The 25,419-nt window shown below is 68.3% G+C and carries 21 protein-coding genes and 3 pseudogenes; 15 read left to right on the forward strand and 9 right to left on the reverse strand.

Features of this window, described 5'->3' with window-relative positions:
• Positions 1 to 86, forward strand: a pseudogene (locus ACZ7H1_RS07110) (IS5/IS1182 family transposase); the annotation flags it as partial.
• A gap of 200 nt (positions 87 to 286) precedes the next feature.
• Here ACZ7H1_RS07110 and ACZ7H1_RS07115 read toward each other — a convergent pair.
• The 5 genes and pseudogenes from ACZ7H1_RS07115 to ACZ7H1_RS07135 all read right to left on the reverse strand — a co-directional run bounded on the left by ACZ7H1_RS07115 (position 287) and on the right by ACZ7H1_RS07135 (position 3,049).
• On the reverse strand, positions 287 to 442 hold the full coding sequence (locus ACZ7H1_RS07115; protein WP_470784453.1) for a hypothetical protein: 156 nt from the start codon (positions 440 to 442) through the stop codon (positions 287 to 289).
• Positions 443 to 530: 88 nt separating this feature from the next.
• Positions 531 to 741 (reverse strand): annotated as a pseudogene (locus tag ACZ7H1_RS07120) (IS701 family transposase); the annotation flags it as partial.
• On the reverse strand, positions 708 to 1,097 hold the full coding sequence (locus tag ACZ7H1_RS07125; RefSeq protein WP_470784792.1) for a hypothetical protein: 390 nt from the start codon (positions 1,095 to 1,097) through the stop codon (positions 708 to 710). The gene ACZ7H1_RS07125 and the pseudogene ACZ7H1_RS07120, both read right to left, overlap by 34 nt.
• Positions 1,098 to 1,469: 372 nt before the next feature.
• Positions 1,470 to 2,717 (reverse strand): IucA/IucC family protein, encoded by a 1,248-nt coding sequence (locus ACZ7H1_RS07130; RefSeq protein ID WP_470784454.1) that lies wholly within the window; start codon positions 2,715 to 2,717, stop codon positions 1,470 to 1,472.
• Positions 2,718 to 2,830: 113 nt separating this feature from the next.
• On the reverse strand, positions 2,831 to 3,049 hold the full coding sequence (locus ACZ7H1_RS07135) for a hypothetical protein (RefSeq protein ID WP_470784456.1): 219 nt from the start codon (positions 3,047 to 3,049) through the stop codon (positions 2,831 to 2,833).
• Between the two features lie 306 nt (positions 3,050 to 3,355).
• Between ACZ7H1_RS07135 and ccrA the strand changes: the two genes are divergently transcribed.
• The 12 genes from ccrA (at position 3,356) to ACZ7H1_RS07195 (ending at position 19,936) form a co-directional block, all read left to right on the forward strand.
• Entirely contained in the window at positions 3,356 to 4,693 is a 1,338-nt protein-coding gene (gene ccrA / locus ACZ7H1_RS07140) for a crotonyl-CoA carboxylase/reductase (RefSeq protein ID WP_470784458.1), read from the forward strand.
• Positions 4,690 to 12,150 (forward strand): SDR family NAD(P)-dependent oxidoreductase, encoded by a 7,461-nt coding sequence (locus tag ACZ7H1_RS07145; protein WP_470784778.1) that lies wholly within the window; start codon positions 4,690 to 4,692, stop codon positions 12,148 to 12,150. The genes ccrA and ACZ7H1_RS07145 overlap by 4 nt, the downstream gene beginning before the upstream one ends.
• Positions 12,134 to 12,916, forward strand: a complete 783-nt coding sequence (locus ACZ7H1_RS07150) for a class I SAM-dependent methyltransferase (RefSeq protein ID WP_470784460.1) — start codon at positions 12,134 to 12,136, stop codon at positions 12,914 to 12,916. The genes ACZ7H1_RS07145 and ACZ7H1_RS07150 overlap by 17 nt, the downstream gene beginning before the upstream one ends.
• A 2-nt stretch (positions 12,917 to 12,918) precedes the next feature.
• Positions 12,919 to 13,764, forward strand: a complete 846-nt coding sequence (locus ACZ7H1_RS07155; protein ID WP_470784780.1) for a TauD/TfdA dioxygenase family protein — start codon at positions 12,919 to 12,921, stop codon at positions 13,762 to 13,764.
• 1 nt (position 13,765) lies between these two features.
• Positions 13,766 to 14,557, forward strand: a complete 792-nt coding sequence (locus ACZ7H1_RS07160; RefSeq protein WP_470784461.1) for a phytanoyl-CoA dioxygenase family protein — start codon at positions 13,766 to 13,768, stop codon at positions 14,555 to 14,557.
• An 11-nt stretch (positions 14,558 to 14,568) separates the two neighbouring features.
• Positions 14,569 to 15,777, forward strand: a complete 1,209-nt coding sequence (locus tag ACZ7H1_RS07165; protein ID WP_470784463.1) for a cytochrome P450 family protein — start codon at positions 14,569 to 14,571, stop codon at positions 15,775 to 15,777.
• A 17-nt stretch (positions 15,778 to 15,794) separates the two neighbouring features.
• Entirely contained in the window at positions 15,795 to 16,970 is a 1,176-nt protein-coding gene (locus ACZ7H1_RS07170) for a serine hydrolase domain-containing protein (protein ID WP_470784464.1), read from the forward strand.
• A 4-nt stretch (positions 16,971 to 16,974) separates the two neighbouring features.
• Entirely contained in the window at positions 16,975 to 17,814 is an 840-nt protein-coding gene (locus tag ACZ7H1_RS07175) for a hypothetical protein (RefSeq protein ID WP_470784466.1), read from the forward strand.
• 533 nt (positions 17,815 to 18,347) lie between these two features.
• Complete coding sequence (locus tag ACZ7H1_RS07180; RefSeq protein ID WP_470784468.1) at positions 18,348 to 18,509, forward strand: hypothetical protein; 162 nt, start codon at positions 18,348 to 18,350, stop codon at positions 18,507 to 18,509.
• Positions 18,510 to 18,929: 420 nt separating this feature from the next.
• Positions 18,930 to 19,220, forward strand: coding sequence for a hypothetical protein (locus tag ACZ7H1_RS07185; protein WP_470784469.1), 291 nt, complete (start codon positions 18,930 to 18,932; stop codon positions 19,218 to 19,220).
• Positions 19,221 to 19,223: 3 nt separating this feature from the next.
• Positions 19,224 to 19,715 carry a DUF2975 domain-containing protein gene (locus tag ACZ7H1_RS07190; RefSeq protein WP_470784470.1) on the forward strand — a complete coding sequence of 164 codons (492 nt, stop codon included), beginning with the start codon at positions 19,224 to 19,226 and terminating at the stop codon, positions 19,713 to 19,715.
• A complete protein-coding gene (locus ACZ7H1_RS07195; RefSeq protein ID WP_470784471.1) occupies positions 19,715 to 19,936 on the forward strand; it encodes a helix-turn-helix domain-containing protein in 222 nt (73 codons plus the stop codon). Before ACZ7H1_RS07190 ends, ACZ7H1_RS07195 begins: the two co-directional genes overlap by 1 nt.
• Before the next feature lie 936 nt (positions 19,937 to 20,872).
• On the opposite strand, the gene ACZ7H1_RS07200 is transcribed toward ACZ7H1_RS07195, so the two are convergent.
• From ACZ7H1_RS07200 to ACZ7H1_RS07215, 4 genes and pseudogenes are all read right to left on the reverse strand, one after another.
• Positions 20,873 to 21,256 carry a hypothetical protein gene (locus ACZ7H1_RS07200; protein ID WP_470784473.1) on the reverse strand — a complete coding sequence of 128 codons (384 nt, stop codon included), beginning with the start codon at positions 21,254 to 21,256 and terminating at the stop codon, positions 20,873 to 20,875.
• A 306-nt stretch (positions 21,257 to 21,562) separates the two neighbouring features.
• On the reverse strand, positions 21,563 to 22,003 hold the full coding sequence (locus ACZ7H1_RS07205) for a GNAT family N-acetyltransferase (RefSeq protein ID WP_470784475.1): 441 nt from the start codon (positions 22,001 to 22,003) through the stop codon (positions 21,563 to 21,565).
• A 532-nt stretch (positions 22,004 to 22,535) separates the two neighbouring features.
• A pseudogene (locus ACZ7H1_RS07210) lies at positions 22,536 to 22,827 on the reverse strand (transposase); the annotation flags it as partial.
• Positions 22,828 to 24,441 carry an FG-GAP repeat protein gene (locus ACZ7H1_RS07215; protein WP_470784476.1) on the reverse strand — a complete coding sequence of 538 codons (1,614 nt, stop codon included), beginning with the start codon at positions 24,439 to 24,441 and terminating at the stop codon, positions 22,828 to 22,830. It abuts the pseudogene before it with no gap.
• A gap of 134 nt (positions 24,442 to 24,575) precedes the next feature.
• Between ACZ7H1_RS07215 and ACZ7H1_RS07220 the strand changes: the two genes are divergently transcribed.
• Complete coding sequence (locus ACZ7H1_RS07220) at positions 24,576 to 24,911, forward strand: hypothetical protein (RefSeq protein WP_470784478.1); 336 nt, start codon at positions 24,576 to 24,578, stop codon at positions 24,909 to 24,911.
• Between the two features lie 203 nt (positions 24,912 to 25,114).
• Entirely contained in the window at positions 25,115 to 25,405 is a 291-nt protein-coding gene (locus tag ACZ7H1_RS07225; protein WP_470784480.1) for an anti-sigma factor domain-containing protein, read from the forward strand.
• The last annotated feature ends 14 nt before the right edge of the window (positions 25,406 to 25,419 follow it).

Genomic DNA, 25,419 nt, shown 5'->3' on the forward strand with positions numbered 1-25,419 from the left:
TCCGCGACTGCCGCCTCAAAGGCGACGGCGTCCACCACGCCATGCTCGGCATCGCCCGGATGCACAACCTCGCCCTCACCGGATAGGCAAGCGGGCCGCACGACGGTTCGTCATGCCCGAGGCGGCGAGAAGATCATTTACGGGACAGCCCTTAGACCGATCTTCTAGAGAAATCGGCGCTGATGGGGCCATGCCCGTCCACCTCGATCCAGCGGAGCCGGACGAGTTCAGTGTGCCGGATCAGGGGCAGGCACTGAAAGCAAAGGCCAGCTGCTGGAGGCCGGGGTCAGCCACCGATGGCGGCCACCAAGAAGACTGGATAGGCCAGCGCGATTCCGATGAAACCGAGGAACACTGCAGCGATCAGCGCAACAACGCCGAAGAACACAGAAACCGGCCCACGCAGACTGCCCGGGCTGTAGGTGGTGGATCCTGAGGTCATGTCAGGTTCCTAGTAGTGCTCTGTAAGTTGGTGTCGTAGGTCTGCCAGGTGGGTCGTCGACAGGTGGGGCATGTGCCGGTCCAGGTGGCTATGAGGTGTTGGAGGAGGTCCAGGGCCTGGTAGAGGGCCAGGCCCCGGCATGGGCTTCTTTCGGCAGGTGGTCCGCTGTTCGGTGGGGAACAGGTGGGCGGCGGCGACGAGGTGACGTGCCGGTGCCAGCCGGTGAAGGAGCGGCCCTCGTGGTGGTCCAGGCCCAGGGCGGTTTTCAGCTCGCGGTAGTCGTGCTCGATCCGCCAGCGGGCCTCCCCGGGTACCGCACCGGGACACCCTGGATAGACCTGCCCGAGCGGTTCGGGTCGTGGAACGGAGCCCACAGCAGGCTGCGGATGTGGGCCATCGACGGCACTGGGAACGTGTCTTCGCAGCCCTGCTCGCCCAGGCCGACACCAACGACGACCACGACTAGGTCGTCGCCGTTGACCCCACGATCGTCCGCACTCACCAGCACGCCGCCGGGGACCGTCAAAAAGGGGCCCCGGCCGACGAGCCGCACGACCATGCCCTCGGACAGTCCCGCGGCGGAGGCACCACGAAGAGCCACCTCGCCGCCGACGGCCGCTGCCGGCCGCTCGAGCCGGACTACGCCAGCGTCCATGTGACCGGGACCGATGGCAGCAACAAGCCGTTCAGCATCTACATCCCGATGGGCAAACAACGCGGCGACCGGGTCATCGGCCTGGGTCAGGACCCCATCAAGGGCACTCCCAAGATACCGTCCAAGACCGTCCGATAGGAACAACAGGACAGAGCCGGGGCGCTCGGAAACCAACCGAGCACCCCGGCACCCCGCCCCAAAGCACCGTCCCAGGCCAGCGAGCCCGATCCGAAGCCGTGATCCACATCGCCATGACCCGCCTCATGGTCCACGGCATCACCGGCGAGAACACCATCTCCCGGCGCGACCCGAAGAAGGCTGCTAACAATCCGATGGCGGGTCAAGTCGTCTCGGCAGACTGAGAGACGGTCGTCATGGGGATGCTGACCGCGAGGGCCTGACACGTGGCGCGGGCTTGGCGAGGCGATGGGCGAGGTGGGCCTGTTGCGCTGCCTGTACGGCGAGAAACAGGCTGTTCTGCTTGTCTTCGGCGTCCAGAACGACACGCGACCCCACACGGCGCGAAAGCTCGTCGGTGAGACGTGCCTCGAAGCGGGCTTCCATCTCCCCGGGCGCCGGGCGCAGTCCTGTCAGAACACCGGAGCTGAACCAGCCCGCAATCAGCCGGTCGAGGGTGTAGAGCACGCCACCTTGGAAGTACCACATGAGACCGCCGACGACTCGCGCCGCGAACCGGTCGGGTGGTTCAGCAGCGTCGATGGCGGCCAGTGAGGCAGGGTCCTGCGGTAGGGGCCTGCCGGCGCGGGCCCGATGTTGCACGTCGACGTAGAAGCCTTCGAAGTCCCTGTGGACGAACGTGCCCGTGAAGGCTCCTTCGGCACCAGCACGCCGGTCGAACTCGACCAGAAGGTTCTGGCCGTGAGGCTCCGGGAGCAGGCCTTCATCAACGATGAGCGAGACCCACTGACGGGCGAAGGGCTCCAACAGGAACCTGTCGAGGTGGTCGCCCACTTCCAGGCCCGACTCGGCCACCAGGCGTGCCAACCACGGCGGACGCCCTTCCGGGCGGGCGTAGAGCGCGAACAACGGGATCAAGTCCTTCTGTTCTTCCACGACGTAATCGGGGATCTCTCTGATCAAGAAACCCCCGTCGGTGTGTTCATTGGGTATGACACCGACTGATTCACGGAGATAGCGGAAGAACGGCGGAAGTTCATTCTGTGATGCGTCCAGCAGCCTGGTGACCGCGATCGAACGTACGATTCGGAGCGGGGGCAGCGTGCGCAGGGCATCACCAAGGGTGAAGGGCAGACTCAGTTTCACCATGAAGGCGGTGTTCGGCGCTGCTCGGCGCCAGGCGAGCACGGTTCTCGTGCTCGACGTCGGGGATGCAAGGAATCCCTGCTCTTCCGCGACTGGAACGGCGGCGTGGCGGACCAGGAAGTCCCTGCACTCGGGGAGAGCGGCCGGATGCACGAAGAACAGGATCTGGTCTCTGCCCCTATGCCGACGTGACAGTGTCTCCATGATGGCGGAGTCGACCGGCTCGGCCATCCGGACATCGACGGCGCGGCGATCGATCCAGAAGGCGGGAAGGTGAAATACGTTTCCCGACTCGGGCAAATAGCTCCAGTCTCCGTCGTACGTGTCGGGGCGCACTCGGAGAGGGTCACCACCCCGACACATCCACTTTTGCTCGTACTGGTTCCATCGCTGGAGAGCCGGGGGGAGTCCTGCCAGGTTCATGCGACCGCGAACTCCTGGGCGGTGGGTCAACAACAGCCCCCAACGGAAGCCGCAGCCACGATCACCAGGTCCCCCGAGGCCTCCTTCCCGGGGGCACGGAGGACGACGTCGCACTCCGCGCCCGAGCGCCAGAGACGACCGGCAACTGCGGCGCGAATGGCGTTCGCGACACTCTTCTGTGCCTCCGGGGTGAGGTCAAAACCTTCCAGCTTCACGGAGATTTCGTACGAGTGGTTGTTGTCCATGGAGTTTCCCTCCCGTGGTTGATCCGATTTCGGAATCAACGCTGCATCACCCGGAGCGACGCCCACAACTCGACATGCGAGCCGTGAGCCGTCTGATGCGGGATTGAAGTCGTTTGGCGGGTGGGGTGGGGCCTTGCGCGACGGAGATCAGAGGCAGGAGGGAATCCAGGGGGTTCGGCTGGAAGTCGCGGTTGACTGTCTGGCGGTACCGGGAGATGCTCGCCGGGCTGCACGACAGAATTGTGTTGATCAGACCGGCCACGGATTTTCGCTCGCGGTGCAGGAGGGGCGGTTTTGGCTCCCGTTATGACGCAGGCGGTGTTAGCAGGTTTGTCGGGGACGGAGCTCGAAGGTTGTTCGGCGCCGACATCCACAATCGGCCTGGTGATTCGACGATCCGATGAGTCACTGTTCGAAGGTGAGGACGAGTCGTCCCTCGACGTCCGGAAATCCCTGCACGTTGAAGAGGTGCCGCTGCCGGACCTCGCGCCCGACGAGGCATTGATCGCCGTCATGGCATCAGCCGTGAACTACAACACTGTCTGGTCGGCCATGTTCCGCCCGGTGTCCACGTTCCGCCTGATCGACCGGTCGGCAAGGGAGGACCCCGGCCTGGCCCGACATGTGATGGACCGCCACATTTTGGGTTCGGATGCGGCCGGGGTCATCGTGAGGGTCGGACCTTCCGTGCGTCATTGGCGGGTTGGCGACCATGTGGTGGTGAGCACGCTGTACGCGGACGAGCAGGATCCGGTGACCCAGTGGGACGGAATGCTTTCCGCTTCTCAGCGGGCGTGGGGGTACGAGACGAATTTCGGAGGCCTCGCCCAGTACGCGATCGTGAAGTCGACCCAGCTTCTTCCCAAACCCGCTCACCTCACGTGGGAGGAAGCGGCCTGCAACACCCTGTGCCTGATGACGGCGTACCGGATGCTGATCAGCGACCGGGGTGCCCGGGTCAAGCTTGGCGATCTGGTGCTCGTCTGGGGTGCCACCGGAGGGCTGGGCGTCTACGCGACTCAGCTGGCCAAGGCGGCCGGCTGCCAGGTGGTCGGCGTCGTCGGTGGGGCACAGAAGGCGGAAGTCGCCCGGTCCATCGGGTGCGACCTCGTCATTGACCGCCAGGATGTGCCAGGTCCCGACGGCCTCTCCGCGCTCGCCGGGCGAAGGTGGCTGGGCAACCGCATTCGGAACCACTTCGGTGAAGATCCGCACTGCGTGTTCGAGCATGTGGGCAGGCCGACGTTCGGTGCTTCCGTATTCCTCGCCCGGCGCGGTGGCACAGTCGTGACCTGCGGCTCAAGCGCGGGCTACGCACACGACTACGACAACCGCCACCTGTGGACCAACCTCAAGCGGATCGTCGGCAGCCACGGTGCCAACTATCAGGAAGCCGCCGAGGCCAACCGGCTGGTCCGCCTGGGCCGCATCATGCCGGCCCTCTCAGAGGTGCACCCGCTGGCCAGTGCTCCAGACGCCGTCCACCGAGTGCACCGGAACCTCCACGTGGGCAAGGTGGGCGTCCTTTGCCTGGCACCGAGCGCAGGACTCGGCGTCACCGATCCGGAGTTCAGGGCCAGCATTCCGGCGGAGCGACTGCGGTTGCTGCGCACCGACGGATCGGCCACCGGTTCAAAGCCATGACATTTCTGAACCTGATCCTGGCCGCCATCGAGAGGCGCCCGGACTCCGTAGCCGTCTGCGACGTCGATGAATCCATCAGCTACCGCCAGCTCGGTCAGCTGAGCGCTGCCCTGGCCGGGGACATCGCAAAGGCGAGCAAGTCCTTCGAACCCCTTGTCATCGACGTCCCACGCTCAATCGGTCTGATCGTCGCCATCGTCGCCACATGGCGGTCCGGGCGGGGATGCATCCCCGTCGACCGCTCACAGCCCGGCCGGCGGACGGAGCGGATCCTTGCGGACTCCGGCGCACGCCACATGATCCGGCAGGCACAGCCGACGGACGGCGTCCCGAAGCTCGTCTGCGATCCGCTTCCCGCCACAGGTCACCATCCCCTGTGCGACGATCGCGAAGACGAGCTGGCGTACGTGCTCCACACCTCCGGGTCGACGGGCGAACCCAAGGGCGTGGCGATGGGGCGTGAGCCCCTGACGGGACTGGTCGACTGGCATCTGCGTACGGAGGGCCGCTCCGGCGCTCCCCACACGGCGCAGGTGGCGGCCATCACCTTCGACGTCGCCTGGCAGGAGATCCTCACCAGCCTGGCCCTCGGCGGCACACTGCACATCGTCCCCGACGACATACGACGTGACCCCGTTCGTCTGCTGGATCACGTCGCCGAAGCCGGAGTCACCCGGCTGTTCCTCCCGACGGCCTTCCTGCAGTCGGTCGCGGACCGCGGTCGACGCAGTGCTCCGCTCACCGCTGTCGAGCACGTCTTTGTCGCAGGCTCACAACTGCGCATCACCCCTGAGATCCGCGAATGGTTCTCCCGGCTGGGCAAAGCGCGCCTGCACAACCAGTACGGGCCGACCGAGACCCATGTCGTCACCAGTCACCTGCTCGACGGGGACGTGTCCCAGTGGCCCGACTTCCCGCCGATCGGACGACCTCTGCCGCATGTCGCAGCGATTCCGGTCGACTCCGAAGGCGTCGATGTCCCGGCCGGCGAAGAGGGCGAGCTCCTGCTGGGCGGAAGCTGCCTGGCACTCGGCTACCGCAACCGGGCCGACCTGACCGCGGAGCGCTTCGTCGAACGCGGCGGCCGACGGTGGTACCGCACAGGGGACCGCGTGCTCCTTCTCGACGGTGAGTTCCGGTACATCGGCCGCACCGACCGCCAGGTGAAGATCGATGGCCACCGTGTAGAGCCGGACGAGGTGGAGACGCTTCTCTTACAGCACCCCGACATCCGGAACGCCCACGTGACCGCCGTCCCCGGTAGCCGTGGTCGGCTCCGGCTCGTGGCCCATGTTCTTCCCTGGTCGGCCACCACCGTCTCATCCGCCGCTGACGGCCCGACGGACCAGGGACGGATACCCGGGGTACGAGAGATCGAACCACCGTGGCGGGACTACCTCGCCGCCCGCCTGCCGGCGCCTTCCGTTCCCTCTGTGTGGTTCCGGGTCGAGACGATTCCGCTGAACGCCCACGGCAAGGTGGACGCTGCACGGCTGCCCGGCGTGACGCGTGAGCGTCCCCCGCTGTCGGTGACGTACTCGGAGCCACGAACACCCACCGAGCGCCTGATCACTGGGATCTGGGAGGACCGGCTCGAACTCACGGGGATCGGCAGTACGGACAACTTCTTCGACCTCGGGGGGACTTCACTGCTCGTCGCTGCGGTGACCGGCGAGATCTCCGCCGCCACGGGCGTGGAGGTCACGCTCGTCGAGGCCTACGCTCACCCGACCATCCGCGCCCTCGCCGGTCACGTGGACTCCCGCGGTCGGCCACGCACCCGGCCGGAGCCACGTCGGCGACCGGCCGGCAACGGGACCACGCCGGTGGCCGTGGTGGGTCTCGCCTGCCGGTTCCCGGGCGCCGACAAGCCCGCGGAACTGTGGTCCAACATGGTGGCGGGACGGGAGAGCATCACCCGCCTCGACGCGAGACCGGACCGGTCCGGCCGTGTCCGTGCGGGGGGAGTCCTGCACGACATCGACTCCTTCGACGCCGGGTATTTCGGCTTGCCCGCAGAGCAGGCCCGCCTTTTGGACCCACAGCACCGGCTCTTCCTCGAATGCTGCGTCGAGGCGTTGGAAGACGCCGCGTGCGTGCCCGGCCCGCACCTTTCGGTGGGCGTGTACGCCGGTTCGGGCCCCAGCACGTACCTGCTCAACAATCTGCTTTCGAAGGGGGGCGTGCGGTCACTGACGTCGTCTGTGGACGATTTTCACGTCCTCATGGCCAACGACAAGGAGTTCCTGGCGGGCCGTGCCGCGTACGCGCTGGATTTGCGCGGACCGAGCATGAACGTGAACGCGGCTTGCGCCACTGGGCTCTACGCGCTGCACAGCGCGGTACAGGCCCTGCAGTCCGGCGTCTGCGACGTCGCGCTGGCGGGTGCGGCGTCGGTCACCGTGCCGCAGTTGTCCGGGTACCTCTACCAGGAAGCCATGCCGTTCTCACCGGACGGACACTGCCGTGCCTTCGACCGTGACTGTGCCGGAACGGTCTTCGGTAGCGGTGTGAGCGTGGTGGCGCTTAAGCCGCTGGAGGCGGCGCTCGCGGCCGGTGACGACATCTACGCGGTGATCCGGGGCACTGGGATCTCCAACGACGGGGCGGAGAAGGCAGGCATGACCGCGCCCAGCGTGGCCGGGCAGGAGCGCGCCATCCGGATGGCTCTGGAAGCGGCGGCCGTCCCGCCCGCGTCCATTCGGTACGTCGAGGCACACGGAACGGCAACGCCGGTCGGCGACGCGATCGAGATCGAGGCGCTGAGAAGGGCCTACGGACCGCTGCCCACCGGCTCCTGCTGGATCGGCTCCATCAAAGGGAACCTCGGCCACCTGGGCTGGGCGTCGGGCATGGCAGGCCTGATCAAGGCAGCGCTCGTGCTCCGGCACCGGAAGATCCCGCCCACTCTGCACTTCCGTCAGCCCAACCCGGAGCTGCGTCTCGACGAGAGCCCGTTCCAGGTCGCCGCCCGAACCCGCACGCTGCTGTCCGGGTCAGGCCCGGCCCGCTCAGGGGTCAGCGCCTTCGGGATCGGCGGGTTCAACGCCCATGTGATCCTCGAGGAGGCGCCGCGCCGGCCGCCTGCCGGTGCGGAGCGGCGTCGATGGTACGTACTTCCGTTCAGCGCCCGTTCCGGCCAGGCCGGCGAGCACGTCCTGAACGCCTACCGCGACCCCGCCCTCGACTCGGTCCCCCTGCCCGACATCGCCAGTACCCTGGGCCCGGGACGGCGCCACCACGCCTGGCGCGCTGCCACCGTCGTGGCCGCCGGCGGATCGCTGGCCAGCGAGCTCGGCCGGAACGGCGGGACCCGCACCGGGGTGTCGCGCCCGGGCGACGGCGCGCTCGTCGCCCTGTTTGGCGGGCATGGCATGGAGCAGCGAGGAACGGGACGGCAGCTCTACGAGTCCGAGCCGGTCTTCCGTGCCGTGCTCGACGACTTCGACGGCGTGCTGAATGCCGAACTAGGTGCGCCCCTGGGCACCCTGCTGTACTCCCCCGGTCGCCGGGACACCGCGATCGATGACGTAGTCGAGGTTCACGCCGTCACCTTTGCCGTTCAACTGGCCCTGTTCCGTCTCATGGAGTCCAAAGGGGTACGGTTCGACATCCTGCTGGGACACAGCCTGGGCCACTACGTGGCGGCCTGCGCCGCCGGAGTCTTCTCGGCCGAGCACGGCATGTACGTCGCCATCGAGCGCGGCAGGGCGATCGAGAGCACCGAGCCGTCGGGCACGATGGCGGCCGTCGTGAGCGATGTCGCCACGGTACGGCGGCTGATCGACGTATCCGGCGCCGAGGTGGACATAGCCGCTGTGAACAGCGAACGGAACACAGTGGTGTCGGGCCGCGAGGCGGACCTCGCACGGCTGGCTGCGACGGCGACATCGGACGGAGTGGAGGTCCGGCCGCTCGGTTCGCTCCGGGCGGGCCACTCCCGGTGGATGCGTCCGGCAGCCGAGCGGCTGCTGAAGGCGTTCGAGCGGATAAGGCTGAACACTCCGGAACGCACCGTCGTCTGCACCATGCCGGGGGGCGCCATCGATGCCGCGATCACCGACCCCGCCTACTGGGCGCGCCACCTCTGCGAGCCGGTGCACTTCGCGAACGCCCTCGCCCGGACGCGTGAATGGGGGGCCGGACCGTACATGGAGCTGAGCGGCTCCTCCGGACTGCTGTCGCTCGCGTGCGCAGTGCTCCCCGACCATCCCGGTCCCTGGATTCCGGTGCTGCGCCGACGCGGAGACGCGGCGCACGACCTGGCCCAAGCCCTGGCATCGGCGTACGAGTGCGGTATGGACCTCGACTGGGACGCTGTCAACGGCCGACGAGGCCGCCCGGCCCACCTGCCCACTTACCCGTTCGAACGGCGCCGCCACTGGACCGGGTCGCCACCCATCCGTCAGGGGAGCCATGGCGAGGAGGATAGGACTCGTGAGCAGGTCTTCGAGGTCCGTTGGCTTCAGCAAGCCGTTCCGAGCCGATCGCACCGCGCCTCGTGCCGCCCGAGGGTCCTCGGTCCGGACGGCCCGTGGAGTACCGCCGTACGAGCGGCGCTCGCTCCGCACGGAGCTGCGGACGGACCTGAGGTCGTGGTGGTCTTTGAGGAAACGGAGCCCGACGAGGCGGTCGACCCGGTCGAGGCGCTGCGTCCCGGGATCACCCGCCTGCTGGAAGTGGTCCAAGAGATGGCTGCCGGAAGCGCCGTCGGCGACCACCCGCGGCTCTGGATCGTCACCAGAGGCGCCCAGCGCGTCTCGGCCGACGATGCCGTCTTCCCCGGCCAGCGAGCGCTCTGGGGCCTGGGCCGGGTGGTTGCTCTGGAGCATCCCCAGCTGCGCACCACCCTCGTGGACCTGCCCACGACCGCCTGCGAGACCGACCTCCACGTGCTCGGTGCGTGTCTGGCCGACGACACGGCGGACCGTGAGCTGGCGGTTCGCGACGGCGTACTGCTGTCCGCGCGTCTGACGGCCTCCGTGCCCCGCCAAACCCGACACGCCCGGCTTCGTGCCGACCGCACGTACCTCGTGACGGGTGGGCTCACGGGTGTCGGGCTCTGGACCGCCGAGGTCCTGGCGGGGGCCGGTGCCCGGCACCTGCTGTTGGTGGGCCGCCGGCCCGCTGACCGCCGCGCAGCCGAGCGCATCGCCTCCTTGGGCGCGGCAGGGGTCATGGTCGAGACCTCTCGGGTCGACGTCTGCGACGCGGACGCCGTGGATCGCCTGTTCGCCGAACGACGGCTGGGCCGTCATCCCATCGGCGGCGTCGTGCACAGTGCGGGCGTCCTTGACGACTGCCTGGTGGAGAAGGCGGACTGGGAAAGGGTGGCCCCCGTGCTGGCCGCGAAGGCACGAGGGGCATGGAACCTGCATCGGTCGGCGCTGCGGCACGCGGCGCCGCTGGACTTCTTCGCTCTGCACTCGTCGGCCGCAGCGGTGCACGGCAACTACGGCCAGGCCGCGTACGCCGCCGCTAACGGGTTCCTCGACGGACTTGCCCTGCTGCGTTCGGCCGAGGGGCTGCCGGGCGTCTCGTTCGCGTGGGGTGTGCTCAAGGATGCCGGACGCGTCAGTGACGATGCTTCGCTGATGGACGTACTCCGTCAACGCGGGCTTGGGTCGGTGAGTGCCTCCGAAGCCGAGGCGGTGTTGCTGGGCCACCTGGACGGCGCGACGTCCGAAGTGCTGGTGCTCCCCAACGACTGGGACGTGTTCCTCAGTTCACACGATCTGCGCGACGTCTCCCTCTACGCCGGTCTGGGCGCCGACCCGACCCCGGCTTCCGCACCAGAGCCCGAGAGGCCACTGTCGGCCCGGCTCCAAGAGGGTCCCGCCGACGGGCGCCGAGAACTGCTCGTGCGAGGCATCACCTCGCTGGTGGGGCGGTATGTCCAGCTGCCCGCCTCCTTCGGACCCGACGACCGGCTCGATCTCCTCGGCCTGGATTCGCTGTCGCTGATCCAGCTCCGCAACAAGCTGCAACGTGAATTCCGGATACCGCTGCCGCCACGCTTGCTGGTGACCCACCCGACCGTCGCCGGCCTCACCGAGTTCCTTCTGGCGTCCTTGGCCGAACCCGCCGGAAAGGACTCGCCCTCACTGTCCGGCCCGGCTCCGCTGTCCCTGGAGCAGCGTCGATGGCTCAGCCTGATACGCGACGCCGGATACGGACACCGAGTGGTGCCGGTGATGTTCCACGACCACCTCGACCGGCCTGCGCTCCGAGAGGCCCTGCGCACGGTGGTCGCTCGGCACGATGTCCTGCGGCAGCACTACCCGGACGGAGAATTCCCCGTCGCCTCGTCGACAGACGAGGTGATGCCGTCCGACGACGACCTGTTCCGTGACCTCTCGGGGATTGCGGAGGCGGACCGTTCCGAGGCGGTGGGCCGCGAACTGGGGGAACTGAGCGCGGACGTCCCCGACCCGACGGTGCGCCCGTCGTGGCGGCTCCGCTGCCTCGAACTGCCGGACGACCGGTTCATGCTGATCGTGGCCGGACACCATCTGGAATTCGACGGGTCCGGCCTGGCGGTGTTCATCAACGAGCTGCGCCGGGTGTACTGGGAGGTGCGCAATGGCAGAACACCCCCCGCTCTCGGCGCTCCGGAACAGTACGCACACTACGCCCGGGCGCAAGCCGACTACCTCGCCCGTTCGGCGGACGACGCCCGACCGTACTTCGCCGGGCTCTTCACGGGGGTCTCGGGCCCGACGCGGCTGCCCGGCTCCGAGCCGGGAAGCACGACTACGGCGCATCCCTCGACGCGGCACACCCCGGACGAACCGCTCGCCGCTGTGGAAGAGCTCCGGGCTACGGCACGAACACTGGAGACCACTCCGTTCTCGCTCGTCCTGAGCACCTACGCGACGCTCGTGTCGGAGATCGCCGGCATGCCCACCGTCTGCGTGTCCGTCATCCGCAGTGCCCGCGTCGACGAGCAGTACGCCGGCACGATAGGACCCTTCACGATGCCCTTCCCCCTGCCCGTCCACGTCCGGGGGTGGAGTGCCCGTCGGTTGGCACAACAGGTCGACAGCACACTCGCGACGCTCTCGGCATACCCGCAGTACCCGGCCACCGAACTGTTGACGACCACCAGAGCCTTCAGCGGACTGCCGCTCGACACCTACTTCGGCGACTTCGGTATCAACTACACCAGCTATCCACGGGAGGAACACGCCTACTCGCCCGAAGTCGAACTCGTCGAGGTCCTTGGCAAGGTCGAGGACCCGCTGCTGCGGGGACACGACTTCGGCTCGCTGCGCCGCATTCCCAGGCTCCACCTCGTGCTGGCGGAGGAGGGGCCGCACCTGGTCGGGCACTACTGGTATCACGCGCACCGCATCTCCAGGAAGACCGTGGTGGGCTGGGCCCGCCGTCACCGCGCCGTTTTGGCGTCGCTGCTGAGGACCGGCGCTGAGGAGCCTCGAGATGCCGTTTCCAACTGACATGTACACGGGCCGGGCCGAGTCCTATGCCCGGGGACGGCCGGGATATCCGTTCGCAGCCCTGACCCCGCTCGTGTCGGCGGCCGGTGTCGTGCCACCCGCCGTCCTGGCCGATATCGGTGCAGGCACGGGGATCCTGACGGGTAGCCTGCTCCGCCTGGGGTATCAGGTCTGCGCGGTCGAGCCCAACCCCGCCATGCGGACGGTGCTCTCCCGTACGTTCGGTGACCACCCGGGCTGTCGTCCGCTCGCCGGTAGCGCGGAAGCCACCGGACTGCCGGCCCATTCCGTGGACGCGATCACCATGGGGCAGTCGCTGCACTGGTTCGACCCCGCGCCCACGCGGGTGGAGTTCGCCCGCATCCTGCGTCCCGGCGGCACGCTCTTCGCCCTGTGGAACGATCTCCGATGCCACAGTTGTGCGTTCTGCCCGGCGCTGGACGGATTGCTGACCGTCCTCCTGGAGACTTACGCGACGGCCAGAGCTCAGGACCCCGACCCGGTCGCACTGGTGAGTACGGTCGCCCCGGCCGGCGCCTCGGTGCGTGTGTCCCGTGTCGGGCACGAGCAACCGGTGACACAGGACGAACTCTGGTGCCGGGTCAACTCCGCGTCCTACGCGCCGCGGCGCGGTGATCCCCTGGCCCGGCCGCTCAGGCACGGACTCGCCGAGCTCTTCCGGCGGCACGCGGTCGGCGGGCGGGTGGTCCTTCACTACGCGACCACAGTCGTCATGGCTCTTACCGGCGCAAAGGGGGAGGCTTGAGGATGCTGGCCCGTCCGCTGACCGAACACGGCCTCGGAGCCGTGGTGACCGGTGTGGACATCGGCCGTCCACTCCACAGGCCGGAACGGCGCTCGCTGCTCGGGACGCTGTACACGGCCGGACTGGTGCTGATCCCCGGACAACGCCTGACGGCCGCTGCGTTGCAGGCTTTCGCCGTGGCGCTCGGAGTGCCTGAGGTCGTGCGGCCGGTCGCGCACCGGCTGCCCGGCACCCGGTACATACGGCACCAGACGACCGTCCCCGGCGAAGGCGTGGACGGCGGTGGCATGTACTGGCACGCCGACGGGTGCTGGCGCGTGGTTCCGACCGCCGCGACGGTACTGGGCTGCGCTGTCGCGCCGGAACGCGGTGGCGCTACCCGGTTCGTCGACGCGCGTGCCATCCACCGGGCCTTGTCACCGTCGTTGCGGGCACGGAGCAGGGCCGCCGCCGGCTTCTATCCGGTGCGAGCGGTGCTGACCGCCGACCACAGGGCCACTGGTATAGACGATCCCCAATTCCTCGCCTCGGTGAAGGACGTCGAGCATCCGCTTGTTCGTCCCCACCCGGTCACGGGTGACACCGCCTTGATCCTCAACCAGATGATGCTGGCGGAAATCTCCGCTCCCGAGGACGAAAGGGGCACGGCACTGCTCGACGAGCTGTACGCGGCCGTCGACGACACCCCCTTCGACTACGTCCATGCATGGGCCTGCGGCGACGTGCTCCTGTGGGACAACCGGATGGTGATGCACCGTGCGTACCCGGTACCACCGGGGGTCACGAAGGTCACGTGGCGGATCACGCTGGATTCCATCGAACCGGGCGACGTTCGGGAAGGAGCATGACATGGCGAGTGAGCGGTGGCTGACCGCCGACACGCTGAGCCGTTTCCACCAGGAAGGGTTCGTCAAGGTACACCGTGTGTTCCCGCCGGAACAGGTGGGGCTGCTGCGCGAAGCACTGGTCGCGGAACGGACGGCCTACAACGCCGGCGAGCGCGAAGAAGACCTCCGTTACACCTTCGCGCGGACGAAATCCGTCCAGATCATCTCGAATCTGTGGCGGATCAGGGATGAGTTCGCCGACCTGTCCGTCCACCGGAAGCTGGCCGCGATCGCCGGTCGGCTCGCGGGGATGGACAGGGTCAGGCTGTATCACGATTCGATGCTCTACAAGGACACCGAGAACCCGCCGGTGCTGTGGCATCAGGACGAGTACTTCTCCCTCCTCGACAGAGTGGTCACGGCCTGGGTGGCGCTCGCCCCGGTGCGCCGCGAGGACGGGGCGGTCGTTTACGCCCGCGGCTCCCACCGGGAGGGCCTGCTCAACGTCCGCGGCATGTCCGACGACGAGGTCACGGAGTACCTGCAGGCGAAGGGGCACGTGTTCGACTGCCCGGACATGGCCGCAGGCGATGTCCTGTTCCACACCGGGACGGTATTCCACTCATCGGAACGCAACGTGACCGGCGTTCCGCGCTACGCGTTCATCACGTTCTTCTTCGAGGACGGCCAGCGGTTGCGGGCCCAGCCCTTCGGTACCGAGCTGGTCGATCTCGTCTACTTCCCGGGCCGGGCGATCGGCGACCTGGCCGACTCGACGTTCAACCCCCTGGTGTTCCAGCAGGGCGCCTCGTGATCACACCTGAGATGCCGGTGTTCGACAACTGCTTCAAGGCCGATCCCTTCCCGTTCTACGAGGAACTCAGATCCGTTGGACCGCTCGCCCGCGTGCGGCTGCCCAGCGGCGTCGAATGCTGGCTGCTCGTCGACCACGCGCTCATCCGTTCACTCGCGCACGACGGACGGCTCTCGAAGGACTCTCGTTTCGCCGGCCCGCACTGGCATGCTGCACACCTCAACCGCAGCGGAGGCACGTCCAGGCCGTTCCTGGAGCACTTGCTGACGGTGGACGCACCGCAGCACACGCGTCTGCGTTCGCTGGTGGCAGATGATTTCCGCCCCACGCGCGTCGCTGCCATGCGCCCGGTGGTGGAAACCGTGGTGCACAGGGCAATGGAGCGCATGGACCCCGATGCCACGGTCGATTTCGTGGCCGAGTTCGCCGCACCGGTACCGCTGAGCGTCATCTGCGAGCTGCTGGGAGTTCCTCTCGCTGATCAGCAGCGGTTCCGTCGCTGGTCCCGGCTCCTCGTGGCCGCGGGCGACTGCGAGCAGGCTCTGATCGCCGGTGCGGCACGGGAGGTCTCCGACTATTTGCTCGTACTTGCGGACGAGCGACGCGCCATCCCCGACGACTCGCTGTTCTGCCGCCTCGTCCAGGCCGTCGATGAGGGACACATGACGCCGCGGGAGCTGACGGCGATGGGCTTCATCCTTCTGGTTGCCGGTCACGAGACCACCGCCGCGCTGCTCTCCACCGGTCTGCTGGCGATGCTCGAGACCCCGGGAATGTGGAACCACCTGTGCGACGAACCCGAGAGTACCCCTCGTGTTGTCGAGGAGCTCCTCAGGTTCTGTTCCCCCGTCGAGGTCGCAACGCCGAGGTTCGCCCGGCAGAACATCGCGGTGGGCCCGCAGACCATCAGGGCGGGCGACGCCGTCTTCCTGGGGCTGGCCGCGGCGAACCGTGACGACGCCCACTTCGACCGGCCACACGACTTCAGCCCCGAGCGGGCCACGAGCGGCCACCTCGCCTTCGGCCTGGGTGCCCACTTCTGTCTGGGCGCCGGTCTCGCCAGACTGGAGGCCGAGGTGGCGTTCAGCGCACTCGCCGAACGATTTCCAGATGTGGCGGTCGTGGGCGGCCGGCATACCCTCCAATGGTCACGGGGCATGCTCCTGCACGGCCTCGAAGCGCTTCCCGTACGACTTCGTCCCAGCCGGGGCCGGGTGTGACCGGACGGGTGCACGGCATGGTCGACAGCCGGTTCGCGCCCGTCCGGGATCTCCTGGCCGAGCACCTCTCAGCCGGGCTCGATCTAGGCTTCGGCTTCTGCGCCTACCACCGCGGTGAGGTCGTTGCCGACCTGTGGGGAGGGTACGCCGATGCAGACCGGCAGGTGGCCTGGCGTCCGGACACGCTCCTGCCGCTCGCCTCGATCACGAAGGCTGTGCTGAGCGCCACCGTGTGGCGGATGGCGGAGATGGACCATGTGGACGTCGACGCGCCCGTGAGCCTCTGCTGGCCGGAGTTCGGATGCCGAGGGAAGGCCGACATCACGTTGGCCGCCGTCCTGTCCCATCGCGCCGGCATCCCGGTATTCCCCGACCCGGTCACCCTTAGGGACGAGGTCGAACGGTGGCCCGTGGTACGGAAGGTGGAGAACCTGACTCCCTTGTGGACACCCGGCCAGGCCCACGGGTACCACGCCATAGTCTTCGGGTTCCTCGTCTGCGAGCTGCTCCGGCGCGTCACCGGCGCCGCGGCGAGCGAGGCAGTCCTTCGGCATGTCGTCCACCCACTCGCTCTCGACCTGCACATGCCGCTGGGCCCGGATGGGATGCGAAGGCTCGCACGGGTATCACCCGCCGAGGGTGCCGCACCTGTGTCCGTGCCGGCCCCGCTGGAGGAGTACGCCGCCGGATTCAACAACAGGAATTCCCTGCTGTACCGTGCGACCTTCGGCTCGTCTGCCATGACGTTCGACGACATGAACAACCCGGCGTACCACCGCCTGGAGCGTCCGGCCGTGTACGGCACCGCCCGCGCGGTCGCCAAGCTGTTCGCGGCCCTGGTCTCCGATGTCGCCGGAGGCAGGCTAATTCGCGGGAGTTCGCTGCAGAGGGCGGTGGCCGAGCGCTCGTCAGGAATCGATCAGGTCTTCCGCATTCCCACGCGTTGGAGCACCGGATTCATGCTGCCGGGAGGTCCCCTCTGGCCAGACTTCGGGCGACCCGCCTTCGGGCACATCGGGTCCACCGGAGCACTGGCGTTCGCCGATCCTGAGCGGGAGTTTTCTTTCGCATTTCTGCCGAACAGGATGAAAAGCATCTACGAGGTACCGGACCGCCGCGTGCAGGCATTGACCAGCGCCTGCTATGCAGCACTCGACCGTATTCCGCAGTACTGGCGGGGGAGGAGGGGCTAGCAGCATGACTCCATCACAAAGGGAGGACCCGGGCACCCCGGGTTGGCTAACCTCGCGACTGATCGGTCTGGGTACGAAGCAGTCGGGAAAGGGATATGGTGCGCACTATGAGCAATTTTTCAGCGCTCGACGTCTCGAACCCTTGACCGTCCTTGAAATCGGGGTGGGCGGTTACGGCGATCCCACCAGCGGTGGGGAGTCGCTACGCCTCTGGTCCGAGTATTTCCCGAACGCCCGTTTGTACGGCATCGACATCGTCGACAAGTCGGCCCTGGACAACGAACGGTTTCGGACTTTCCGCGGTTCACAGGAGGAGGATGGGTTCCTGCACCGAATTCTCGATGAGATCGGCCATCCGGATATCGTCATCGATGACGGCAGTCACATCAACCGGCATGTCATCAAAGCGTTCCAAGTGCTTTTCCCTGAAATGTCGGACAATGGAATCTATTCCGTAGAGGATACCTACTTCTCCTATCTGCCGAGCTTGACGAACCTTCCCGGAAGGGCACCGGGGGAGTATTCGTACTGGGACCAGTACGGGGGCAGCCTCGACCTCAATTCGCGCCATACGGTTATGGGCTTCTTCAAGCGCTTGGCCGACTGTCTGCACTATTCGGAATTCATTCACCCTGGTTACCGGCCGAACGTCTTCGACCTGACAATCACGGGGGTGCATTTCTTTCGCAATCACATCTTTGTGACTAAAGGCGACAACGACGTGCCGGGTCACTTCTGCATGGACAACACCTTGCGGCCGGAATGGCTGGAGATCATGGGCGTCGCCACCCTCGACGAACTTCATCTCACCTACCCGGACATGGACGACCCGACCATCATGTGACCACGGGGCTCGCTGTGTACGGCGGCGGCCGCGAGGAATCGTCGGCGGCGAGCGAGTGGAATAGGAACTCCGGCCGCGTCGACCCGGCGGGCCAGTCCTCTCGCAGGCAGTCTCGTCCACGCGCCGATGCCGGCCTGTACCGCGTCCACCGCCGCGCTCCAGCGCACCCGCGCGGCGTCCCACTCCGCACGCGCCGTCATGGGCCGGCCGCCCCCGACGGACGGTCAGCCAGCTGCCGCATCCGGCCCCTGGCCGAAGCACGCGACATCGTCCGCCGTCGTGTCCAGGCGCGGCCGGACGTACCGCAGGGCTGCCGGAACACCCCTCGGCACTGCCAGGTGCCCCGCGACCTGCCGCGCCTGATCCGGGCGCAACGGGACCGTCCGGCCGACCGCGCCGCAGCCGGGCGCCGGCGTCATGGCGGCCGAGGATGAGGGGCTGCGGGCGGGCGAGGGTGCCGGTGATCGCTTCGGTGGCGTCTCTTCTCCTGATCCTGGTGCAGCCGCGATGTCCGGTCAGGTACCGGGGCTGACATGCCCTTGATCAGCATTCCTTCGACGCAGGACGCCTCCGTCGAGGACTCCGGCCACTCCCGCGCACTGGCGACGTCGGTGGTCATCGGGCAGAGCGTCCGCGGGGCGGTCAGGGCGTGGTCGGCGAACAACATCTCCACCGGTGTCCTCCAGTCCCCGTAAAGGCCGGTGGAACAGCGCAGCCGGGCCGGGCATGGACTCCGCGGCCTGCGCGAGCATCGAACCACGCCGCGGCCAGGCGCCGGTACCTCGTTGCGATGGGCCAGCGAGACGCTCCGGCAGGCATCAACTGGCGCCCGGAGTGGGCGACACCGCAGATGGCCGCTGCGGACCCCGCCTCGCCGATACCCGGCACACCTACCGCTGCGTTTCGTGTGGTTCGGCTGCGGGGGGGGCTCGGCGTCCTCGAACATCGGCAGCAGCAGATCCGAGCCCGCGCTCTCTCGGAAAGTCCCGTGGCGGGTCTCGTAGCCGCGTTCTCAGTGGCGATCTTCTCGGGAACCAGCAGGGAAGCGGCTTCCAGCAGCTTGGGGACGTCCACGCGATGATTCTGGACCACGGTCTCCCTGGCCGCGGCAGGAGGTGCCCGATGACCTCCTTCAGATGTTCTTCACCGGCCTGGCGGCAGGGCTCTCCGTCTCGGCGGTGACGCACGCGTTCCTCGATCGCCGGCGGCTGGTCCGCTGGCTTCTGGAGCACATCGACGCCAGGGGCTTCGTGGAGCTGAAGGCGGGCGAGTTGAACGGCATGTACTTGACCGATCAGTCCATGCACCAGACCGCCCTGCTGGTGTCCGTCAGAGCCCTCCGATCCGACCCTTGTCCCATCTATCGAGATTCGATAGATTCCGATCGTATCGCAATGGGAGGATGAGGCATGGGAAAGCTGACAGTGCGCGCGCTGCGCGCCGTGCTCGTGGTGGTGCTCACCGGCACCGTGTTCGTACAGGCGTTGATGGTATGGGCGTTGGTCAGCGGGGACGACCCGGAGGACGGGTCGCTCCCACTGACCCCGCTGCGCGTGATCACGATCCTGGGCATCGGGACGGCCCAGGTTGCCCTGGTCTGCGTATGGCGACTGGTAACGATGGTGCGACGCGGAACCGTGTTCTCCCACGCCGCCTTCAGGTACGTGGACGTCATCATCGGCGCGATCGTTGCGGCTGCTGTCGTGTGGTTTGCGGTCACGGCCCTCAATGCGCCCGGCCAGCGGGACGACCCGGGCGTCACTCTCATCATGGGCGGGATTGGCTTGGCCATCCTGGGAGTCGCGCTCATCGTGCTCGTGCTGCGGATGCTGCTCGCCCAGGCCGTCGCCCGCGACGTCGAAGCGGCGCAGATGCGGGCCGAGTTGGACGAGGTGATCTGATGCCGATCGTTGTCGACATCGACGTGATGCTGGCCAGGCGCAAGATGTCCGTGGGCGAACTCGCAGACCGCGTAGGGATCACGCCCGCCAACCTGGCCGTACTCAAGAACGGCCGCGCCAAGGCGGTGCGCTTTGCGACGCTCGCCGCGCTCTGCGAGGTGCTCAAGTGCCAGCCAGGCGACCTGCTTCGCTGGGAGGCCGAGGACACCGCGGGCGCATGAAACGAGCCTGCCGTTACGTCGCAGCCGATCCCGCTTGCCTTTGACCGACTCCGCGAGATCCCGCGGCCGTGCCCGGGGAGATCCCGGGCCTGCTGGAGCGACCGGCCGAGGTGCCCGATCCTCGCAATCCGCGCGGCGTACGCACGCTCCGGCCGTCACCTTGCGCGCAGCGGCCAGGGCCAGGGCCAGGGGATTCATCTACCCGCCGCCTGCGACCACCTCTCCGGCCTGGTGCCGGCCCAACTCGACGGTGGTGAGAAGACCAGCGAGACCACCTGCTTCCAGCTTCTACCGGAAACCCTCGCCGATCCGGCGGCCGTGGTCGTCACCAGCGACACCTGGCACACCCGGCGCGAGCACACCAGCTTCCCGCTCAGCCGAGGCGCGCGATACACCGTGATGCCGAAGGGAACCAGAAGAAGCTCCAAAAGCAGCTCCAATCCCTTCCCTGGAAGCGGATCCCACTGCACGGCCGCACCCACAACACCGGCCACGGCCGCCGTGAGATCCGCCGCATCAAGGTACGCACGGAGAACAGGCTGCTCTTCCCCGGCGCCCGCCGGCCCATCCAGCTCGAACGCCGCCGATCGGACCGCTGGACCGGCAAGGTCAGCACGAGCTCGCTCGGCTGAACCGCAGCCAGTGGAAGATCGAAGCCCGCACCACGTCCGAGACGTGACGTTCGCCGAGGACTCCTCCCAGTTGCGAACCGGCTCCGCACCCCGCGCCATGGCGACCTGGCGCAACCTCGCCATCGGCCCCCTTCGCCTCGCCGGGAAGAGCACCATCAGCCGCCGGCCCTCGGCACAACGCCCGCGATGCCAGTCGACCTCTCGCCCTCCCCCGACTCACATGATCACGAAATGGACGTCACGCGCCTACGGCGAAGCCCTGTCTGTGACGGTCCTGGATTCCGTGTCCATCAAGGTGTGTGGGCTACGGGCAGGTTTCGTCGGTCTTGGCGACAGCGAAGCTGACCGGCTGGCCGGTGAGCGGCGTCCCGGCGGCCGGGTTCTGGGTGCACACCTTCCAGTTCCGGTCCAGAGCCTGGAACCGGTCGCGTCCGAGCGCATCGTGGGACTTGAGGATGAAGAAGCCGGCAGCCTGCGCCTCGTCCTGAGCAGCCTGGAGTCCCTTTCCGACGAGGTTGGGAAGGGTGGCGGTCTTCCCGGCAGGCGCCGGACTGGCAGCCGGATTGCCAGGTGCGGTGGTACCGGGAGCTGCCGGCTTGCCGGAGTCGGCAGTCTGCGGATTGCAGGCGGTGAGGGTGAGGGCTACGGCAGCCACGAGCAGGGCGGTCCAGGTGTGGTGTGTGCGCATCGCGCCATGCTGGCCAAATCTGGGTCACCGTGTGACCGCTATGACCATTCTGTGACAGAGAACTGGACGCGTACCGGCGCGTGGGGGCCAATGCCGCCGCCGGGCGTCCCGCCTCTCTCGCAGGCCGTCTGTGCCGCTCGTTCTGGCCCCAGTCTCTCTGCGCTAGCGGTGGATTGTCGGCGTACTTGTTGAAGTGGCTCCGGCAAGATTTTCGTAGCCGGAGATCATCCCTGTGCAGTGGTCGGTCGATGGGTGCGGTTGCAGGAGCTGTCGCGCAGGCCGTGAGGGCGCGGTCTTTTGTCCCGGTCAGGAGAGCCGCAAGTCGATCCAGGGGATGGTGTCTCCAGGCAGCAGGTATCGCTCGGTCTCGGCGAAGCCGTGCTTGAGCGCGAACCGCAGTCCGTCCTCGTTGGAGGACAGGACGACGGTCTCGATCACCTCGGCCCCCAGTTGCCGGGCCCGGTTGAGCCCGCGCGCATAGAGTTCCTCGCCGAACCCCCGCCTGCGGTGAGCGGCGAGCACGCGGGCGATGACTGTGGCCGCCGGTGTTTCGTCCGTCGGCGGGCGCACCGTGCTGCAGCCCACAAGATCGTCATCGAGATACGCGATCTCCAGATGGTTGCGCCGGGCACGTTCCCGTACCTCGTCCAGAGAGAGGCGATGAGTAGGAATGATCACGTTGTGGGCGTACTGCCAGTCTTTGAGCGTGGCGTCGCCGTCCGGCTGCTGGATGCGAAGATCAGACATTGCAGCAGGACACCCCGAGGACACCTCGGACGTCAACTCTGTTGACCGTGCCTATGCCTTCAGGCAAGTCCCCGATCAAGCCGTGAAGTCGTAGTGCTGTTGCTCGGGGGTGTCGGCGTACTGGTGGGTGTGGCTCTTTCGTATCCGGAGATCATTCCGGAGTGAGGGTCGACTGGTCGTCGTAGCGGCGGCGTGGGCGGGCGATCGGTGCGACTCGCTGGCGGAGGAGTGGGACGCCGACGCGGCCTGCCATGATGCGTTTCCGGAGCTTCACGTCGGTGATGCGGCCCTCGTTGACTCCGGAGTCGTAGGGGCTGGCGATCCCCTGGGCAACCGCGAAAATCTTGCCGGAGCCACGTTCATGTGTACGCCGACGTGGATCACCGCGCACGGCTCCCCCATCGCGGCATTCAACTCGACGCACAGCTTCGTGCCGTCAGGGAAGAGCTTCCCGCCCCTCCACTTCGAGCCGGGGGTGGACAGCTGGGTCATGGCCGCACTCGCGGGGGTGGCGTCCGTTTCCTTTTGGGAGGGCGGCTTTGAGGAGGTCGCCGATCCAGATCACTGCGGCGCGGAGGCTGAGGCCGGCGAGGTAGCTGTCCGGGGTTGTCGTAGCGGGTGGCGATCCCTCGCCAGGCCTTCAGCTTGCCGATCAGACGTTCGACGGTGTTCCGTTCCTTCTGGAGGTCGGCGTCGTGGCTGATGGGCCGGCCGCCTCGTGCGCCCTTCTTCTTGCGGTAGGCGGCCTGGTCCCGTTTCTCCGGGATAACGGCCTTGATTCCGCGTTTTCGCAGGTAGGCCCGGTTGCCGCGGGACGAGTACGCCTAGTGGGCGATCGGGCCGACGGGGCCGTTGTGGCCCGCCGTGCCGAGGGATCCGCGCCGCACGCGCTGCCAGGCGGTGATGCCGGCGGAGGTGCCCGCCTTCTTCAGCTTCAGGACGTACAGGATGCCCGAGTCGCGGTCCGATTCGGTCGATGCGATGGGAGCGGTGAGGACGAGCTCGGCCGTGCGGTCGCCGTCCACGTCCAGCAGTGCCCCGCCGGTGAGGTGGGGGTCGGTGTCCTGGGCGGCCGCCCAGGTGAACCGGCCGGCAGTGGCGGGGCCGCGGGTGGAACCGAACAGGAGCGCCGCGTAGGCGGGGGTGTCGTGTTCGCCGTCATAGGTACGGCGGGAGATCGCGAGCAGGTCGGGGATGCCGTTGCCGTCCACGTCGCCGACCGCCAAGTCGGCCCCGAAGAGGGTTCCCTCCACCCGCGGCCGGCCGGCGTTGGCGGCGGTGAGCACGTTCGTCGCCGTCGCGGGGAGGCCGTTCTTGCCGCCGCGCACGACGGCCACGGCCCCCTCGTTGCACTTCCCGCCGTTCGCGTACTTGCCGGTGACGGCCAGGTCCGCGTACGTGCCGCCGTACAGCCGGCCCGTGACGGCCGTGGTGGCGGCGTGGGACAAGCCGCCGGTGATGTTCCCGAGGGCCAGCTTCGCGGAGGTCAGGTACTGCGCCCCACTGCGCGTGAGCGGGCCGCCCGTACCGCCGCGCAGCACCGTCACCGAGCCCGCGGGCCTGGACCTCTGACTCGTCCCGCCCGGGCCGGTGCAGATGAACTCGGCCGTGCCGGCGGGCGCGGGGTCGTACGGTGCGACGACGACCAGCTCGTCCGCGGGGGTGCCTGCCAGGTTGCCGGTGGCGAGCCGCTCGCCGAAGCGGCTCTTGAGGCCCGCCGTGCCGGGTACGCCCCCGGTGTCCTGGGTGAGGACCCTTGCGCCGGTGGCGGTGAGACCGCTCGCGCCGCCGCGCAGGACCGTCACGGACCCGGCGTCGGCCTTGCTGCCGACGTCTTCGAGCGGGGCGCCGACGGCGAGGTCTGCGTAGCCGTCGCCGTCGAAGTCGCCGGCGGTCAGTACGTCGGAGAAACGGTCGGAGGCCTCGGCCAGGTCGGGGACCCCGGGGGTGTTCTGCGTGAAGACCTTCGCCCGCGTGTAGTACGGGGCGCCCGCCCTGCCGTACAGGACGGTCACGGCGCCCGCCGAGGCGACACCGCCGACGGTGGCGAAGGGGGCGCCGACTGCGAGGTCGGTGCGGCCGTCGGCGTTGAAGTCCCCGTACGCGAGGGCCGTGCCGAACTCCTCGAAGCGGGCGGGATCGTTCCTGAGCGGGATGCCGGGGTCGTTCTGGTTGACGGCTGCCGCCCCGCGGCCGAGCGTGCCGACCGCCCCGCCCGGGATGAGCTGGATCTCCTGGCCACCCCCGTAGAAGCCGCTGTAGACGGCGAGGTCTGCCTTGCCGTCGCCGGTCAGGTCGCCCCGCACGGCCTTCGGGGCCGGGGCCGCAGCCGGGGCGACCGGCGTCTCGGCCCGGGAGGGGGCGGCCGTTAACCCAGCCGTGAGGACCGCGGCGACGGCCGATGCCCCGAGAACTCTGCCGATCTTCATCATGCGCATGACGCGCACGCTACCGAGTGGGGCGGTGCCCCGGTATGAGGTGTCGCGTATCGGCCACGGCGAGCTCGTGGCCGTCGGCGACCTCGGCGGCCACGGGCCGGGGACCGGCCGAGCCGGGACCGTACGGGAAGCCTGTGCCTCTACGCGGGCGGGGCGGCCACCGGCACCACCGTGCCGGCACATCACGCCACGCCGTACCCGTCCGAAGCTGCCACACGCTCCAGTTCAGCACCCGCCGGTCATCCAGCCGCGGCCGCCCGACGACGACTGCGGCAACAGCGCGGACAACGCTTCCCACGCTGATCGGCATCGGTGACACCGACAAGGACGGCCGTGCCGACCTCCTGGCCCCCGACGGCCGGCACGAATGGCCGTACAGCGGCACCGGCAACCGGCGCGCGCCCTTCGAGTGCCGCGCCGCCCTCCCCCTCGACCATTCGGGCGTGGCCGCCTACCTGGACCTCGCCTGACCCGGTGCGGGCACCCCGCCCCGGGTGCCCGCACGGGCGCCGCTCCGGCACCGGTGGGTGCCGGAGCCGGCCCGGGCACCCGTTTCACTAGCCGTCCTCCGCGTAGTGGGCCCTGAGCGAGTCGAGCGCGGCAAGGGCGCTCCCGCTGTTGTTGACCCTGCTCTCGTCGACCCTGGCGACGATGACGACCCTCACCGACCTCGATGCCCTGGCCGCCCGCTGCGAGCAACCGGCCGTCCCCCACTCGGGCGTCCGCGACCCCCGCCGACCGGCAGAACAGGGCGGTCTTCGCCGCCGTCGGCCTCCCCGTGCCCGGAGCCGGCAAGACCTACCAGTTGTCGCTCGACCACGACGGGACGATGCGCCCGGCCCGACTGATCGACGACGACGGTACGGTCCTCCTGACCGGCGGCCCCGCCGACGCCGGCGCCGCAGGACTCACCCTCGAACCCGCCGGAGGCTCCCCCGGCCCTCCACCGACCCCCTGTTCCTGATGGCCCTCCCGGCC

This window comes from Streptomyces sp. NPDC037401 (assembly GCF_055602345.1).